The organism is Acidithiobacillus ferrivorans (genome assembly GCF_016250455.1).
GTDB classification, from domain to species: Bacteria; Pseudomonadota; Gammaproteobacteria; order Acidithiobacillales; family Acidithiobacillaceae; genus Acidithiobacillus; species Acidithiobacillus ferrivorans.
In genome coordinates this window covers 2,060,249-2,077,744 of sequence record NZ_CP059488.1, presented here as the reverse complement: position 1 = coordinate 2,077,744, position 17,496 = coordinate 2,060,249, and the positions used below count along the sequence as shown (strand labels likewise).

General features: G+C 55.4%; 16 protein-coding genes and 1 pseudogene. 4 read left to right on the top strand and 13 right to left on the bottom strand.

The features are described 5' to 3' along the window. Positions 1-30 precede the first annotated feature (30 nt). From rfbG to H2515_RS10300, 3 genes are read left to right on the top strand one after another with little or no spacing between them, the layout of a single operon-like run. The gene (gene rfbG / locus H2515_RS10310; protein ID WP_065413963.1) at positions 31-1,125 is read left to right on the top strand and encodes a CDP-glucose 4,6-dehydratase; all 1,095 of its coding nucleotides are present in this window, start codon (positions 31-33) and stop codon (positions 1,123-1,125) included. 18 nt (positions 1,126-1,143) lie between these two features. After that, a complete protein-coding gene (rfbC, locus tag H2515_RS10305; RefSeq protein ID WP_035194223.1) occupies positions 1,144-1,686 on the top strand; it encodes a dTDP-4-dehydrorhamnose 3,5-epimerase in 543 nt (180 codons plus the stop codon). Beyond that, positions 1,683-2,996 carry an NAD(P)H-dependent oxidoreductase gene (locus tag H2515_RS10300; RefSeq protein WP_198660032.1) on the top strand — a complete coding sequence of 438 codons (1,314 nt, stop codon included), beginning with the start codon at positions 1,683-1,685 and terminating at the stop codon, positions 2,994-2,996. Before rfbC ends, H2515_RS10300 begins: the two co-directional genes overlap by 4 nt. A 34-nt stretch (positions 2,997-3,030) precedes the next feature. On the opposite strand, the gene H2515_RS10295 is transcribed toward H2515_RS10300, so the two are convergent. Beyond that, positions 3,031-3,663 carry an LbetaH domain-containing protein gene (locus H2515_RS10295; RefSeq protein ID WP_198660031.1) on the bottom strand — a complete coding sequence of 211 codons (633 nt, stop codon included), beginning with the start codon at positions 3,661-3,663 and terminating at the stop codon, positions 3,031-3,033. Positions 3,664-3,797: 134 nt separating this feature from the next. Between H2515_RS10295 and H2515_RS10290 the strand changes: the two are divergent. Further along, positions 3,798-3,979: pseudogene (locus tag H2515_RS10290) on the top strand (ISL3 family transposase); the annotation flags it as partial. 142 nt (positions 3,980-4,121) lie between these two features. Here the strand turns inward: H2515_RS10290 and H2515_RS10285 are convergent. The 12 genes from H2515_RS10285 to H2515_RS10230 form a co-directional block, all read right to left on the bottom strand. After that, positions 4,122-5,300: a glycosyltransferase gene (locus tag H2515_RS10285; RefSeq protein ID WP_198660030.1), complete on the bottom strand. Its 1,179-nt coding sequence runs from the start codon at positions 5,298-5,300 to the stop codon at positions 4,122-4,124. Positions 5,301-5,408: 108 nt separating this feature from the next. After that, positions 5,409-5,786: a glycosyltransferase gene (locus H2515_RS16545; RefSeq protein WP_198660029.1), complete on the bottom strand. Its 378-nt coding sequence runs from the start codon at positions 5,784-5,786 to the stop codon at positions 5,409-5,411. Between the two features lie 223 nt (positions 5,787-6,009). After that, positions 6,010-7,215: an acyltransferase family protein gene (locus H2515_RS10275; RefSeq protein ID WP_198660028.1), complete on the bottom strand. Its 1,206-nt coding sequence runs from the start codon at positions 7,213-7,215 to the stop codon at positions 6,010-6,012. Between the two features lie 333 nt (positions 7,216-7,548). Then, positions 7,549-8,538, bottom strand: coding sequence for a glycosyltransferase family 2 protein (locus H2515_RS10270; RefSeq protein WP_198660027.1), 990 nt, complete (start codon positions 8,536-8,538; stop codon positions 7,549-7,551). A gap of 23 nt (positions 8,539-8,561) precedes the next feature. Then, complete coding sequence (locus H2515_RS10265) at positions 8,562-10,004, bottom strand: mannose-1-phosphate guanylyltransferase/mannose-6-phosphate isomerase (protein ID WP_198660026.1); 1,443 nt, start codon at positions 10,002-10,004, stop codon at positions 8,562-8,564. Then, positions 10,001-11,032: a GDP-mannose 4,6-dehydratase gene (gene gmd, locus H2515_RS10260; protein ID WP_198660025.1), complete on the bottom strand. Its 1,032-nt coding sequence runs from the start codon at positions 11,030-11,032 to the stop codon at positions 10,001-10,003. Before gmd ends, H2515_RS10265 begins: the two co-directional genes overlap by 4 nt. Then, on the bottom strand, positions 11,029-11,916 hold the full coding sequence (locus H2515_RS10255; RefSeq protein ID WP_198660024.1) for a GDP-mannose 4,6-dehydratase: 888 nt from the start codon (positions 11,914-11,916) through the stop codon (positions 11,029-11,031). Before H2515_RS10255 ends, gmd begins: the two co-directional genes overlap by 4 nt. 6 nt (positions 11,917-11,922) lie before the next feature. Further along, positions 11,923-12,876 (bottom strand): GDP-L-fucose synthase, encoded by a 954-nt coding sequence (fcl, locus tag H2515_RS10250; protein WP_255305427.1) that lies wholly within the window; start codon positions 12,874-12,876, stop codon positions 11,923-11,925. A 34-nt stretch (positions 12,877-12,910) separates the two neighbouring features. Next, a complete protein-coding gene (locus H2515_RS10245) occupies positions 12,911-14,182 on the bottom strand; it encodes a WcaI family glycosyltransferase (protein WP_198660023.1) in 1,272 nt (423 codons plus the stop codon). An 18-nt stretch (positions 14,183-14,200) separates the two neighbouring features. After that, positions 14,201-14,797 carry a putative colanic acid biosynthesis acetyltransferase gene (locus tag H2515_RS10240; RefSeq protein ID WP_198660022.1) on the bottom strand — a complete coding sequence of 199 codons (597 nt, stop codon included), beginning with the start codon at positions 14,795-14,797 and terminating at the stop codon, positions 14,201-14,203. A 99-nt stretch (positions 14,798-14,896) separates the two neighbouring features. Beyond that, positions 14,897-15,997, bottom strand: a complete 1,101-nt coding sequence (locus H2515_RS10235; protein ID WP_083091534.1) for a glycosyltransferase family 4 protein — start codon at positions 15,995-15,997, stop codon at positions 14,897-14,899. A gap of 106 nt (positions 15,998-16,103) precedes the next feature. After that, the gene (locus H2515_RS10230) at positions 16,104-17,285 is read right to left on the bottom strand and encodes an NAD-dependent epimerase/dehydratase family protein (protein WP_198660021.1); all 1,182 of its coding nucleotides are present in this window, start codon (positions 17,283-17,285) and stop codon (positions 16,104-16,106) included. Between the last annotated feature and the right edge of the window lie 211 nt (positions 17,286-17,496).

The window sequence follows — 17,496 nt, the reverse complement described above, 5'->3', positions numbered from 1 at the left end:
TATCCGGTGCGTGTTGCTGTGGAGGATACTATGAGCACAAACGATTTCTGGCGTGGTCGGCGGGTCTTTCTGACCGGGCACACTGGCTTCAAGGGCGCATGGCTGAGCCTTTGGCTGCAGGAGATGGGCGCAGTAGTCAGCGGCTTTTCACTGGATCCGCCAACCGATCCGAGCCTGTTCCATCTGGCCCATGTCGCTGAAGGCATGCATTCCGTGACCGGTGATATCCGCGACCCGGCCGCGCTGATGTTGGCGATGCAGGCGGCCCAGCCGGAAATTGTGTTTCATCTCGCGGCACAGTCGCTGGTGCGTTATAGCTACGCGGAACCGGTTGAGACCTATGCCACCAATGTGATGGGTACCGTACACTTTCTTGAATCCGTGCGCGTCACCCCAGGCGTGCGCGCCGCTGTCATGGTTACCAGCGACAAATGCTACGAAAATCGTGAGTGGGTGTGGGGATACCGCGAAAACGAAGCTATGGGCGGCCATGATCCCTATAGCAGTAGCAAGGGCTGCGCGGAGCTGGTCACATCGGCGTACCGCAGGTCCTTTTTCGCAACCGAACCGGGCGTCGCACTGGCTTCGGCGCGTGCGGGCAACGTCATCGGGGGTGGCGACTGGGCGCTGGACCGGCTACTCCCGGATATTCTCCGTGCCTGTGCCGCAAACGAAGCGGTGCGCATTCGCAATCCGCACGCCATCCGCCCCTGGCAGCATGTGCTGGAACCGTTATCCGGGTATCTCTTGTTGGCGCAACGGCTTCTGCAGGACGGGCAACGTTTCGCCAGTGGCTGGAATTTTGGTCCTGAAGACCAGGATGCGCAGTCCGTCTCATGGATCGTGGAACAGGTCGTCAATCAGTGGGGCGACGCCGCACGCTGGACACAGGATGCCGGTGAGCATCCCCATGAGGCCCATTATCTGAAACTTGACTGTTCGAAGGCACATACGGAGCTGGGGTGGCAACCACAGTGGGATCTGCGTCACGCATTGAATCAGACGATCAGTTGGCACAAGGCGTATCTTGCGGGAGAGGATCTGCGTGCCGTTTGCCAGGAGCAAATTCGGGCCTATGCTCATAGCGTTCGCAAACGGGAACCGATCATATCAGTCATACCTTAACCTAGTGGAGGCGCACCCATGATTTTCACCGAGTTGTCCGTCGCTGGCGCCTTCCTGATTGATCTCGACCCGCATGCCGACGAGCGCGGTTTGTTTGCCCGAGCCTTCTGCGCACGCGAATTTGCCGAACATGGACTGAAAGATACGTTCGTACAAGCCAACTTCAGCCACAACATCCATCGCGGGACACTGCGCGGCCTGCATTATCAGCGTGCTCCCCATGCAGAGGTCAAGCTGGTGCGCTGTGCGCGTGGTGCACTCTTCGATGTCGTCGTGGATCTGCGCCCCGATTCGCCCAGTTATGGACGTTGGGCTGGTGCCGAACTGAGCGCCGACAATCACTGTGCCCTCTATGTGCCCGAAGGTTGCGCCCACGGCTTTGAAACACTCGTCGATGATACCGATGCGTTTTATCTGGTGTCAGCCTTTTATGCGTCAGGCGCTGAGGCCGGGATGCGCTGGGATGATCCCCAAATAGCTATTGACTGGCCGATATACCCACCCGTACTCATCTCACCCAAGGACGCTGCGGCGTCCCTCTTCAAGGAATACGCCCCATGATGGTCATCGACAAATTCCTCGCCGAACGTGAGACAGCGGGCCGCCCGATTCGCGTCGGCATGATTGGCGCTGGTTACCAGGCGCGTGGTATTGCCTTGCAACTGGTCGCCCGCCGCGCGCCGGGATTACGGCTCGTGGCCATTGCCAACCGCCACCTTGAAGGCGCCCGCCATGCCTATGCGCAGGCCGGTGCCGAGGACACCGTCGCCGTAGAGAGCCCGGCTGCCCTCTTGCAGGCCATTGCCGAAGAGCGCTATGCCGTTACCGAGGATGCCACGCTAGTCACCGACTGCCCACAGATAGATGTGATCATGGAAATCACTGGCAGCGTGGACTATGCCGCAGGTATTGTTTTACGCGCCATTGAACACGGCAAGCATGTGGTCATGATGGATGCGGAACTCGACGGCACGGTCGGGCCGATCCTCAAGGTGTATGCTGACCGCGCCGGCGTATGCCTGACGCAATCCGACGGCGACCAACCCGGCGTCATTGCCAACCTTTATCGGTATGTGCGCTCCATGGGGGCCGAGCCGGTGCTCGCCGGCAACATCAAAGGCCTGCACGATCCCTATCGCAATCCTGATACCCAGGCTGACTTCGCGCGGCGTACTTTCCAGCGTGCGCCCATGGTGACCTCCTTTGCGGATGGAACCAAAATTTCTTTTGAGATGGCGGTGGTGGCTAATGCCTTTGGCTTGAGCGTCTCCTGTCGGGGCATGGCCGGACCCACCGTTCCGGTGGGCACCCATGTGCAAGAATCTCCAGGCTGGTATTCACCTGAAGCACTGGAAACGCCTGGCGGCATCGTTGAGTATGTGGTCCAGGCCGAACCGGGGCCGGGTGTCTTCGTCATCGCCCGCCAGGATCATCCCGTTCAGCGCGAATATCTGAAATACTACAAAATGGGCAACGGCCCTTATTACGTTTTTTACCACCCCTATCATCTCTGCCATTTCGAGGCACATCACAGCATTGCCCGCGTCGCACTCTTCGACGATGCCACGATGGCACCGATGGGTGCGCCACAGGTTGAGGTGATAGCCACCGCGAAGCGCGCTCTGGTTCCGGGGGAGGTGCTGGACGGCTTCGGCGGCTTCCTGAGCTATGGCTTGGCCGAGAACGCCGATGTCGTCGCCCGCGATCGTCTGCTGCCCATGGGGGTGGCAGAAGACTGCCGGATCAAGCGAGCCGTGCCCAAGGATCAGGTGCTCACTTATGATGACGTCGAGCTGCCATCCGGACGCCTGATAGAGCGTCTGCGCCGTGAACAGTCCGGGCATTTTCACATGCCATATGGCGGGAGCTGAACTACGTTCGCCTGCCCAGCGAAAAAGCAGCTTTTCATACCCGTTCCCAGCGCCCGCTTTGGGCGCTGTAGCGTTTGATCACGCGGGCCGGCGCGCCGACAATGACGCAATAGTCGGGAAACTCGCCTCGGACCACGGAATTTGAGCCTACAATGCATTGCTTGCCCAGCACCGTGCCCGCCAGAATTTTTACACCCGAAGCAATAAAACAGTTTTCTCCGATAATGGTCTTTTTAACGATAAGCGGTTGCTGCATCACCGGAACGTCGATCTGTTCATAGGAATGATCATTGTCTGTTATAAACACATCAAACGAAATAACGGTATTCCGGCCGATTACCACCCTATTGGCACAGCCAACGGTGAAGTTCTGCCCAGTATCAACACTATCCTGAATTTCTAATTCCGGCGAAAATTGCTGTCCTCCATACCAACCGGTGAAGGCCTCAATCCTCGCGCCATGACCGATATGAACCTTCTCGCCAATGGAAGTATGCTCAGGACCAGCTATGTTCAAGGGTGAAAAAAGTAACGATCCGTCCCCAAAGTGCTTAAATAATCTCCTGTAGTAAGTTCTTGCAACCAGGCGGTAATATAGCATCCTCAGTTTATTCTGCTTCACCGATACGGGCGCCCTCAAAAAGCTATAAATATTTTGTAGATACATGATATATAATGCCCCACAATCAGAATGGTTTTACTTGTGATACTTGTTTTTCCCGCAATTCTAGCGCAGAAATAAGACCCAATTCTGACAGTGTTATTGGCTCTTCGTCAGGTTGATCGGGTAGGAGTTAGATGATGGTCCCTGAAGATCTGATTCTCTGGCGTGTTAGGAGTGATTCCACCGTGGGCTGGTAGAGCACGTGACTTCTGCGGTGGAGGAAAAACGCTTGGATCTGCACATCAACTTTCCCAAGGGCCGCCGCTTTGCTTACTCCGTCTGTGGTGAGGAATGTCCGGTCCATGACGCCCTTGACCATAATAACACGGTGGCACATGGATGTAAGGGTCTTAAGTAATCTACCTACGGTAGATTTGTCTTGCCTGGGATCCAGATACTTGGCGTAACGGGCGGTATGAAATCGACAAAATCATTCAATCAAATATACTCGCAGAGGTGGTTTACTTTCTTTTGCCAATGACAGACGTATATTCCCGCGACAGCGTATCCACAATGTTGGGCCAGGTGTAACGCAGTTGCGCCGCCGCCCGCCCGGCCGCCCCCATGACGTGCCTCCGATCTGGCCCACCCAACAGCGCTATCACCGCCTCCGCAAGCTCATCGCTGTCGCAGCGCGTTACCATGCCAGCCCCCGCTTGGGCCACCTCGGCATGAATATTCACCTGATCCGAGATTACCACCGGCAAGGCGCAGGCCATGGCCTCCACCACGGTCATACCAAAGTTCTCCGTATAAGACGGCAATACGAAAACATCCGCGTCCACATAGGCCTGAATCACGTCCACCCCATCCAGATGCCCGACGAAATGTACCGAATCTGTCAGGCCACGTTCGGCCACCCAGGCCCGCACCTGCTGCCCGAAGCGGTCATTTTCCGGGCCGACGATGGCAAGCTGCACACCGGAGACCTGCCGCCGGATCGTTTCAAAGGCCTGGATCAGCAGATCAAGTCCCTTCTTGGGATGCAGACGCCCCAGAAACAACACCAGCGGGGCATCGCCCAGTCCCTGCGCCGTGCGGAAAACCCCTCGTGCGGGCAACTGCGCATAGCGGCCCCAGTCAATGCCATTGGGCACCACGAATGATGGCGCGCACAGCCCCAGAAATGCCGCCCGCTGCCGTTCATCCTCTGCCGTATAGTGTATGGCGCCGACACCATGCAGATTGGGGAGATCGAACCAGCGTTCATACAGACGCTTGAGCAGAACGTTGCGTGAACTCTTGGTGTACAGATATGGGTCCAAGGCGCCATGTGGCGTTATAACGTAAGGTATTTTCTGCCTGCGTGCCTGGTAGGCGGCATAGGTCGGTGGAAAACGATACAAGCCGTGGATATGGATAATATCGAAGGTGGAGATTTTATTCTGGACAAAACTTTTGAGCTGTGCGGATAACGTAAGAGGCCGGAATTGCACCGGAAAATAAAGCACTTGCACGCGATCGTGGCAAATCGTAGCTCGACCCGCCGACCGTAACACCCCGTGGGGATAATCCAGATTGGTGGTGCAAACCGTCACATCATGGCCTAAATCGGCCTGCGCGCACGCCAAGGCCATCGTCACCGATACAGGCCCCCCGTACCGGGGTGAGAAAGACTCAATGACGTGCAGGATTTTCATGCCGATTCCGAATGGTGATTGCCACTACGACCGCACGATGAGGCGTCTCATAACCAGCGATCATTGTCTCTGTCATATACCGTTTAGCATTCTCAAGCCCGCGACCAATCAACATATCCCGACGCCCCATGCCCTGGTAATGGCAGCAGCCGCGCCACAGGCATCAGAAACATCAAAATAAATGTCACCTTGGCCACCCACCGCCGTCATCGGTGCCCGGTTGGTTGTCGCGACCAGGCAACCGCAAGCTTGCGCCTCCACAATTGGCCAACCGAAGCCCTCCTGTAATGATGGAAACAAAAGCAGCGCAGCGCCTGAATACAGTGCCCGCAGGTTTTCATTGTCGACAGGTCCGGTTGAATAAGGCGAGCACCATGCCCCTGTGCTAGAAGCCAAGTCTCTGTTTCTGTTAGAAGCGCTTGGCCAGCAATAACCAAACGAAACGCGCGAAATGTTTCGCGTGGCACCGAAGATCCTTAGTTTCATGTGATTTTTCATCGTGCTTTAAGTTCTGTGACGACCGGACAAGCAGCATAATTAGTCTATTGCGCTACAAAAAGCCAGCAGACCAGCAAACATACCCTTGGTTCAGATAAACGAACGTTTTCTGAACACCGAGTAACTGGGCACTTCCAGAGCCAGTTTTGGCCCAGAAAGTGCCTGAAAAAAGGGTCAATTAAACCTTCGTTTTTGCGACCCGAGCCGATCATTAAGAAATGCGAACAAGCGATTTTATTTTATTTGATAAGTCTTCGGCTTTTTTCATGAGCCTGTACTCTATCAGATGGAATGTTACTTGTGAAATTATTATCAAGCTAACTACGGCCAATAAATCTACAGCCCAATGGTGAAGAGGCGTTTCTTTTCCAGGTGTGAGAAGATCAAATGCAATATATAATATAAACCCTTGGAGAAGATACACGCTATATGAAATTTCTCCAAGCTTTCTTGCGGGGCCGGATGTTAATAGACCATACATGTTGTTCCCTAAAGCTATTATTATGAAAATCAAAAAATATAAAAATGGTGCATAATCGTCATAGGCGGTATTAAAGTTGAATACAATAAGTGCTGATGAAATTACAACAATAAGAGAACCGGGGGTTCCAGCGGCTAGCAGTTTAATCGATTTGAACTTTTTTAAGTTATATATTTCATATGCGGCAATTCCAAGGACGAAGATGATAAGGTATCTTGCGACAAAAAAATATCTGTGCATATAGAAAACAAATACCACCCATAACGGTATTATCAAATAATAAAATATTCTGGATAGTTGTGGTTTTCTGGTGGCAATAAAAAATACCGGTAGCGACAAATAAAAAAACCATTCGTATGCCAATGTCCATGTAACGTATGCATTAAAAAGGCCTATGTTTTTCACAGAAAACAGATTTGGCTGTCCTCCCAATGAAAATAAAAAATAATGTAAACAATCCTCTAATGAAGGCGCATTGTAGATTTCACCTTTTGACATGACAACAGCAAAAATAACCAGGATGAATACGCTAAAGTAGTATAGCGGTGCTAATCTCATAACGCGCGAAGAATATAGTTTTATCCAATCTATGCTGCTGGATTGGCGAATTTTACCCCAAAATAAAAAGGCTGTAATCATGAAAAACATGGTTACAGCACCTTGCCCAAGCTGCGTATATAGCTTGGATGGTGGTACAGCCCAGATGTTGCTTTGCTTGTAAAAGTACCAAATAGAAGAATGGTGCATAAATACAAAAACCGCTGCCAAACCGCGCAGACCATCAAGTGATCTATATTTTTGAAATTCCTTGCTTGGCTTTATCTTGTTTAAGATATAGGCAACAAGCAATGCTGTGAGAAATACAACTATAGCAAACAGTGGAGACACCGGATTTGAAGAGCTCAGATATTGAAAATAATTCACGTAATAAGACATTTTATATCATTCCGGTCTGGCGGCCTGCGCTGGTACAGTATTAATGTACTGATTCTTCTGTTGTCGGGCAAGTGCCGGAAGGGATTATTATGAGATATTACGATCACAGTAGGGATTTTTACAGTGGATCGCCTGCCGGCGGCCGCTGTTTGATCTTTCTGATGCTTTGCCACGTGCTGCTGGTGACGCGGAGGACTGCGCGATGCGGATGGGGGAAATCCGCCTTTTGCAAGGCGGGGATGATTGGGTGTGTAATCGTATAGTATTATCTGATGACATATAGGGTTACAGGTAATAACATGGCAGAAATGACGGCATCAGAAACGGCAAGGCTTATTTTCTAAAATGCACCATCGCTTTAAGCGTGAGACGGGTCAGTCCTGACGGCAGGCACGCGAACAGATAAACCATAATACAACGCATGCTTCCAGTCAGGCGGAACGCCTTCATCAAACCCACCCGGGCCTCCGCATTCTCACCAACCAGTAAACGTAATTTTGCTCCGTTGGAACTGTAGAGTGCCAGTTTTTTCTTGATAATTTGGTTCTTTTCCGGGAATGATTGATGCGCTAGAAAGTAGCTGAGCATAAATGCCCTATTTTCTCTGGATATAGCGGCACTGTGCGACGTCACGGAGCCCACATGCACTCGGTATGACATCAACCTGGTTGGAATGTAATAGCACTCAAATGCTGACTTGCAATGCAGAAAACCCATCCACAAGTCGTATACCAAACCTGCACGCTCATCTATTTCGTCAAGGTCTATGGAGCCTGCTCTGAATACGCGTCCAGAGGGTGGTGGTATTACCTCATGGTCGAGAATCGTATCCGTCCGATGCGTGAGCACTCCTTCAGCTAAACCCTCCCTACCCCATCCCCTCGTATTTTTGTCGGATATGGCCACATCTTCCACCCCATCTGCATCGATAATTTTGTGATCACAGAAAACGAGCCCTATTTTTTCATCCTGCTCCATAGGATGGATGAGGGTTTCCAGGAAACGCGCATCTAGTACGTCATCATCATGGATATTCGCAATATATTTACCCTTCGCCAACTTCATGCCGCTTTTGGCGTTCTGCACCATGCTAAGGGACGGTTCACGGCCAATATAATGAATTCGGGGGTCATCAAACACCGTGCACATCCGGGCGATCTCCGGCGAGTTGGAGTTGTCCGCGACAATCAGTTCAAAGTCACCCAGTGTTTGCCCAAGAATTGAGGCCATGGTGATCCTGAGATACTCTATTCGTTTGTACGCCATTAACACAACGGAGACGAGTGGAGCCTGTTCCGAGCCCTCAGACTGAGCGGATGTCATAAAAAATTCCTCCCCATATTTTGTTACGAAACAACCCGTCCGTAGCGGTCATCGAAGCGCACGATGTCGTCCTCGCCCAGATACTCGCCGCTCTGCACCTCGATCATGACCAGATCGATCACCCCGGGGTTGAGGAGGCGATGGGGGGTGCCGGCGGGGATGTAGGTGGACTCGTTGGTGTGGACCAAGCGATCCTCGGTGCCGTTGACGATCTTGGCGGTGCCCGACACGACAATCCAGTGCTCGCTGCGGTGGTGGTGCATCTGCAAGGACAGGGCCGCGCCCGGCTTGACCAGAATGCGCTTGATCTTGAAGCGGGAGCCTTCCTCCAGCACCGTGTAAGTGCCCCAGGGGCGGTGGACGGTGCGGTGCAGGTTATGGGTCTGATGGCCGCGCCGCTTGAGTTCGGCCACGATCCGCTTCACGTCCTGATCGCGGTCCTTGCGGGCGATGAGCAGCGCGTCGGGTGTGTCCACCACGATCAGTTCCTCCACGCCCAGCAAGGCGGTCAGACGGTCCGCGCTATGGACGATGCAGTTCTGCGCATCTTCCAGCACGCTCTCCCCCAGCACCTGGTTGCCGCTACTGTCCGCGGCGAGCAAAGCGCCGAAAGACGTCCATGAGCCGATATCGCTCCAGCCGAAATCGCCCGGTACCACCGCCACCCGGTCGGCGTGTTCCATGACGGCATAATCCACAGAGATATCCACCACCTCCGCGAAGGTCGGCGCCAGTTCCCGGAAATCGGCTTCGCAGCGCCCGTCGGTCCAGGCAGCGCGGATGTCCGCATCGAGTTGCGGCTGAACGCTCGCCACAGCGGACAAAAACGTATCGGCACGGAAGCAGAACATACCGCTGTTCCAGGTGTAACCACCCTGAGCCAGGAACGCAGTGGCGGTGGCGGTATCGGGCTTTTCGACAAAGCGCTGCACGGCAAAGCCCAGCGTTTCGCCATCACGGGTCAGGGCTTCGCCACCCTCGATGTAGCCATAACCGCTTTCCGGCCAGGCGGGCGTGATGCCAAAGGTCACCAGATACCCCTCTTCGGCCAGGCGCCGTGCCCGTGTGACGGCGGCGGCAAAGGCGTCCTGATCCTGCACCAGATGATCGGCGGGGAGGACCAGCAGGATGGCTTCCGGCCCGGCCATGGCTTCCGCCTGCAGGGCGGCGGCGGCGATGGCCGGTGCCGTGTTACGACCCACCGGCTCCAGGAGATAGAACGGTTCCCGCGCCGCTGCTCCGGCCACCTGCGCATAGACATCACGGGTCTGGAAGTAATACTCCCGGTTGGTGACGGTGATGAAACGGGTCACATCCGGCAGGGCCAACGCCCTTTCCACGGTCTTTTGCAGCAGCGTCTCGCCATCGGGCAATTGCAGGAAGGGTTTGGGGTGGCTCCGGCGCGACAGGGGCCAGAGCCGCGTGCCGGCGCCACCGGAGAGGATGACGGGGATCAGCGGGTTCATGCACCAGCCTCTCTCGCCGCCCGCCGCAAGTCGGCTTCGGCCATCATCTGCACCAGCGTGTCAAACTGCACTGTCGGCTTCCAACCCAATTGCTGATGGGCCTTGCCCGGATTGCCGATGAGGATGTCCACCTCGGCGGGGCGGTAAAAGGACGGGTTGACGCGGACGATGACCTTGCCACTCTTTCGGTCGACCCCCTGGGTTTGCTCGTTCTCACCTTCCCAGACCAGATCGAAGCCCGCGTGGGGGGCGGCCTTTTCGACGAACTCCCGCACCGTCCACGTCTGACCGGTGGCGATGACGAAATCGTCCGGTGCGGGCTGCTGCAGCATCAGCCACATGGCGCGCACATAATCGCCAGCGAAACCCCAGTCGCGCTTGCTGTCCAGGTTGCCCAGCTCCACACCACCCTGCAGGCCGTGCCGGATGCGCGCCAGGGCCAGGGTGATCTTGCGGGTGACGAACTCGGTGCCGCGCAACGGGGATTCGTGGTTGAAGAGGATACCGCTGGAGGCGTGCAGACCGAAACTCTCGCGGTAATTCACCGTAATCCAGTGGCCATAGAGCTTGGCGACCCCGTAAGGGCTGCGCGGATGAAAAGGGGTGCGTTCCGATTGCAGCGCTTCCTGAACCTGGCCGAACATCTCGCTGGTGGAGGCCTGATAGAAGCGTGCTTTGGGGTTGGTGATGCGGATCGCCTCCAGCATCCTGACCACCGACGTGCCGCTGACCTCGGCGGTAAGGATGGGCTGGTCCCAGGAGGTGCCGACGAAGCTTTGGGCGCCGAGATTATACACCTCTTCGGCTTGGGACTGCTCCATGGCGCGGATCATGGAGGAGAGATCGATGAGGTCGCCGTCCAGCAATTGCACCTGATCGGCAATGCCCAGTTCGCGCAGGCGGCCGAGGGTGTCGGTGCCGCGGCGGGCGATAAGGCCGTAGACCTGGTAACCTTTTTCCAGCAAAAATTGCGCCAGATAAGCACCGTCCTGGCCGGTGATGCCGGTGATGAGGGCATGTTTCGTCATAGCAGTTGTTTCTCCCAGTCGTTTAGTAGGTCTTGAAGGCTTTGCTCAATGGGTATCAGCGGTTGCCAACCGGTGTCCCGATGCAGGGCCTCGAAACTGGCGACCATGCGTCGTTGTTCCGCAGGGCGCAGGCGGGCCGGGACCTGATCGATGCGCACAACCACCCCGGCCAGCGCGATCAACCGCTGCAGTAGCTCGCGAATACTGTGCTCTCGCCCCGAACAGACGTTATAGACCCCGCCATTCCGGCCCTTTTCCAGCAGGAGGGCATAAGCACGCTCGACGTCCCGCACATCGGTAAAATCACGGGTCACGTCAATGTCGCCCACCTGCAGCGCTGGTGGACGTTGGCCCAGACGAATTTCCGTTATCTGGCGGGCAAAGTCGGTGATGGCGAAGCGCGGGCTCTGACCGGGACCGATATGGTTGAAGGGGCGCGCCATGACGATCTCAAAGCCGGAAGTCTGGCTCCACTGGTAGCACAGGGCCTCTGCGGCCACTTTACTCACGGCATAGGGATTGCGCGGATGCAGCGGATGCTCCTCACGCACCGGCAGGGCGGCTTCGGGCACTTGCCCGTAGGTGTCGCCCGAGCCGACAAAGAGCATCCGCCCCCGGAAGCCGATAGATTGTAGTGCCTCCAGCAGGTTCAGGGTGCCGTAGAAATTGATGTCAAAGGTTTCGTGGGGGTTTTCGAAGGAAGCGGGCACAAAACTCTGGGCGGCCAGATGAATGACCATGTCCGGCTGGATCTCGGCAATGGCGGCGTTGAGCGCCGCGCGGTCGCGGAGATCCAGCCCGACGGGCAACGGCACACAAGGCAGGGCTGCCTGCATGGTTTTGCCGACAAAACCGTTAGCGCCAGTAAGCAAGTGCTTCACCATTTCCCCTTACTTCGGGCCATAATTCAGAAACCAGCGATAGGTGTCCGCCACACCATCCCGCAGGTTAATGCTGGCTCGCCAGTTCTGGGCATGCAGTCGGCTCACGTCCAAAAGTTTGCGCGGTGTACCATCGGGCTTGCTGGTGTCGTAAACGATCTCTCCGGAAAAGCCGACGACCTCGGCCACCAGTGCCGCTAATTCAGCGATACTGATATCCTTGCCGACACCCACGTTGATAATGTCTTCATGGCTATAATGCTGCATGAGATGCACGGCGGCTCCGGCCAGATCATCGACGTGGAGAAACTCGCGCCGTGGCGTGCCCGTGCCCCATACCACCACCTCTTTGGCTTTGGATATTTTGGCCTCGTGAAATTTGCGCATCATGGCCGGCATGACATGGGAGCTTTCCAGATCAAAATTATCTTCTGGCCCATACAGATTGGTTGGCATGAGGCTGATGGCATCAAAACCATATTGGCGTCGATAGGCCTGGCAGGTCTTGATACCGGCAATCTTGGCGATGGCATACCACTCGTTGGTCGGCTCCAGCGATCCGGTGAGCAGGTATTCTTCCTTGATGGGTTGCGGTGCCAGCTTGGGATAAATGCAGGTTGACCCCAGAAATACCAGCTTGCGTACAGCATGCCGTCGCGCCGCATCAATCACATTGTCCTGAATCACCATATTGCTGCGGATGAAGTCTGCCGGATAGGTATTATTCGCGAGGATTCCACCCACCTTCGCCGCCGCCAGAAAGACATGGCTCGGCTGCTGCGTGCGGAAATAGGCCTCTACGGCCGACTGGTCAGCTAAATCTACCTCGCTGCGGCTTGGCAGGAGCAGATTGCTAAACCCCGCCGTCTGTAAGTGCCGTGCGATGGCTGAACCCACCAGCCCGCGGGCACCGGCCACAAAGATACGGTCATCCACATTCATCGCATTGTTCGTATTATTCATGATGCCCCTCTCTTTTCCAGTATCCACATTATTTTCAACTTTCGTCCGGCTGCCATTGAAGGTCTTTCCGCAGGGTGCTTAAATCCTGTTCAAATTTTGCCAGAATGTGATTTTTATCCAAAATGCGTTCCGCATAGGCTCGCGCATTGTGTCCGCAGGCCTCCCGCTGTCCGGGGTCACGGGCGAGGCGCAGGATGGCCTCGGCGAGCGCCGCTGAATCGCCTGGGGAGGTTGTTAAACCCGTATAGGCGCCAGCCACAGCATCATGCAGCGCGGTACCCGGATCAACCGTCGCCACACAGGGCCGACCAGCCGCGAGAATGTTGGTTAGCTTGGACGGCATGACCAAATCCGCCGCATCTCGCCGCTGCACCACCAAATGGATGTCACCGGCCGCGAGCATCTCCGCCAGGCGTTCCACCGGCTGCACCGGCACGAAGCGCAGATTTTGCAGGCCCATCGTCGCCGCCTGCCGTTCCAGCCGAAGCCGCGCCCCACCGGCGCCGGCCATCAAGAATTGCAGGCGCGGCTCGTCGGCACACAGCCGCGCCGCCTCCAGCACCAGTTCCAGCCCCTGCTTCTCCCCCATACCTCCGGCATAGAGGATCAGTACGGTCTCGGGGTCAATGCCAAACTCTTTACGAAAATCGTTCTCACGTGGACCCGGCCGCACTGCCTCAATGTCCGCCCAGTTCGGGAACAACCAGGCGCGCTCCGGCTGTGTGCCCTTCTCGATCACGCGTTGGCGCATCGCCTCGGTAATGGTAGACACCCGCGTGGCATGGCTCAGCAGAAAGGTTTCTATACGATACAGCATCTGCCCCAGCACCCCGCCCGGTAACATACCCAGGCGCAGCGCGGCATCGAGTTGCAAATCCTGGACATGCAGTACCCACGGTACGCCTCTGACCCAAGCATACAGGAGGGGCCATATTCCGATTTGCATCGGTGGCAGTACGGCGATCACCACATCCGGGTTTTTGCGCGAAAAAAAGCGCGGTAGCCAGAATCGCGCCGCGCTCCAGGTGAAGCTCGTCTCCAGAATAATGCGCGTTCGCGCCCTGAGCCGGTCCGCTGCCGGTATATAATGCCGGGCACGATGCACTCGCACGCCCGCCAGCGTTTCGCTACGGAAGCGAAACCCGTCATAGCCCGCAGCCACCTGCCATTGCGGATAATGGGGCAGGCCGCAGATTACCTCCACGGTATGTCCCTGCGCAGCCAGCCACTCCGCCATCTCACCCGTGTACTTGCCGATGCCTGTGGGTTCGGGTGCGTAGTTGAGACCGTAGATGAGGATATTCATACGTGCGCCTTCTGCATATTAATTCTGTTCTCCGGTAAGCAACCGCTTTTTGAACGGTTTTGCCGGCGTACCCTTTGCTAACATCAGCTCAGGAATATCCTCGAACACGGAACTGCGGGCGCCCACCACCGCCCCACGCCCGATTCGGACGCCCGGTGCGACGAACACATCCGTCGCAAGCCATGCCTCAGCGCCGACCAGGATGGGTTTTGTATAGATATCAAAGGTAGGTTGGGTATAATCATGACTGCCGGTACACAAGTAGCAGCGCTGCGACACTACGGCATTGGCGCCAATATCAATCTCGCCCAGACTGTACAGCACCACGTCATCGCCAACCCAAGCGAAATCCCCAATAGAGACTTTCCACGGATAGGTAATGCGTGTGCTGGGGCGAATGATAACGCCTTTCCCAATCTTCGCTCCAAAGAGTCTTAACAAGAAGCGGCGCCAGCCGTAAAGAACCTGCGGTGACCACGTAAACAGGCTGGCCTGGACCAACCACCAAAGCTGCACGTACCACCCTGACCGGCCACGGAAAGTGGCGGGTACTCGAAAGCGCGACAGGTCTTGAGCAAGCATCATTGTCTCTTCCGCCTGGTTCTGTTTATTCATACGCATCCAATACGCTCAGCGTCCATTAAGCCAGTCAATAAGTCAACTTCTGCCCATACAACTTTATTATGGGTAGATTACTTTTTTGACTCGGACTTGTCAGTCTTGCTTTGATAACGGGCGCCCAATTAAAATCTCGCTGTTACCCGTCAGATCGCTTAGCAGCATCTGCCAGCGCCGTTCGTTCTGCGCACTGGTCTCGGCAAAGCGCTGCGCCGCCGCCCTGGATGCGGCTTCAAACGCGGTCGGATCATTGAGCCAAATTTTTATCTGCGCCAGCGCTGCTGGCACGAACGGCTCAGTCGGGTCGATCACCATACCGCAATCAGGACCGACGATCTCCGGAATACACCCACGCCCATAGGCAATGACCGGGATACCGTGGCTCATGGCCTCATGATTCACCTTCGCCTCGGTTTCGTTCTTGTAGCGAGTGGGGAAAACCAACACATCGATGCCCGATAAAAAGTCTTCCTTGTCAGTCCCATACACAGGCCCAAGATACCGGGCACCGTGCAGATTTTTTAAACGCGTATGCACCGTACGCTCCGTCTGGGCATCCTGGTACAGTCCAGCCAGTTTTGCCTGTAACGGCAGCTTTTCAGCCTCGATCGCGGTCATCAGATCCAGGAAGTCGAAGACCCCTTTTTCGGCTGAAAGGTTGCTGAAGAAGCCAACGACGCGCAACTCACGCCGCACACAGATGGAAGTGATCTCGCCTTGCGGATACAAGACGGCGTTGGATATGGGTATGATCAGCGGTATCCCGTATATAGTCTGCAGTCGGTCCGCCATGCCTTGCGACTGTGTGACATGGACTGCCGAAGGTCCAGTAAGGGCGATCAGTATGCGGGCAAGGCGCGTTGGCGCGTCGATATAAGCGAAGCTGGCATGACGTACGAAGACCCGCATCCCACGTAATCGGGCCAGGGCAATGAATGCCGCTTCGTACACTTGCCCCAGGCCACCTGAAACGCTTAGGTAAATCGTCGCACGGTGAAGCCCGCGCATGGTAGCAAGACGGGCCCAACCGCGTAAAGCGCTGGGCAAGCGGCCAAACCGGGCCAGCCATGAGCGGTCGAGGCTGGACGCAGCAGTATTTATGGTGCGTATTTCTGCCCCTAACGCCTCCAAATGGCTACGAACGGCAGCATTCGTAGTAGCGAGGCCGTGCACTGGCGGTGGGAATGGGCCGACCATCACGATTAGTCGCTTTATCGATGCCACTGTTGTTTCCAGAATTTGTAACAGGCCCTTATAACATTTGCCATACCGGGGATTTTCCTGTTATGTCGGTGGGTTCGGCTCAATCGTTGTGTTCTATCACATGGTTCCACAACGACACGCAAGGAATCTTGCTGCGGTCGCAACGATAGACGTACTTACGGGCAATTTCTGTCACTTCTTCCATCAGGCCAAGTTCCAGGGTAATCGGACTCAACCCCAGATGCAGGAAACGATCATTAGCGACATGGAGCTCGTTTTCATCTGCTTCTTTTCTCGGGTTCTTCAAGTAATCTATTTTTGCTTCAGTTTTGTCTGCGATCATCTTGGCCAAGTCTCGTACCCGGTGGGTTTCGGTCATCTGGTTATAGATGTGCACACGATCGCCCCGTTGTGGCGGGTTTTCCAGCGCGAGTTGAACGCACCGGACGCTGTCCTGGATGTGAATAAAGGCGCGGGTTTGTCCGCCGGTTCCATGGACCGTAAGCGGGTAGTCTACGGCAGCCTGCATCAAAAAACGGTTAAGCACGGTGCCATAATCACCATCGTAGTCGAACCGATTGATCAACCGGTCATCAAGCCGTGTTTGCTCAGTCTGAGTGCCCCAGACAATACCCTGATGCAGATCGGTTACCCGAAGTCCGTCATTTTTGTTGTAGAATGCAAATAGCAACTGGTCCTGCGTCTTGGTCATGTGGTAGATGCTGCCGGGATTGGCTGGGTAAAGGATCTCGTTTTCGATGAGTGCACCGTCGTCGGTTTTCACCTTGATGGTCAAATACCCTTCGGGAATTTTCATTCCTGCCGTGCCGTAGCCGTAAACCCCCATAGTGCCAAGATGAGCGACGTGGATATCCTGGCCGCTTTCGACAATTGCCGCCAAAAGGTTGTTGGTGGCATTGAGGTTATTGTCGACGGTATAGCGCTTGTGGTGGCTGGATTTCATGGAGTAGGGGGCCGAACGTTGCTCAGCAAAATGCACGACAGCATCTGGCCGCCAAGCATTGAGTAGATCGAGGAACTGCCGGTAGTTTTCCGCCACGTTGATATTGTGGAAGGCTATATTCCGCCCGGAGGCCTCTTTCCAGGCTTGCAGACGCTCCCCCATGGGTCGGATAGGGGTAAGTGAATCGCACTCTAGCTCAATGTCGATCTTGCGGCGGGAGAGATTGTCAACAATGGCCACCTCGTGGCCAAGCGCCGAGAGATGCAAACTCGTTGGCCATCCACAAAAGCCGTCACCGCCCAGTACCAGTACTTTCATGATTCATCTCCTTTGTCGCGAAACTTCTGTGATTGGTTCAGGCTACCGTTCAACCAGAACAGAACCATGCGATACCAAAGGTAATCAAGCTCTCGCGCCAAGTATATGATATTTTGGTCCCGAAAGGGAATACTACACCTCAGAAACTCCGGTTTCAGGTCATCGGTGATATGCGCCACGACACTTCATAATTGTTGGCTCGAAGTACAAT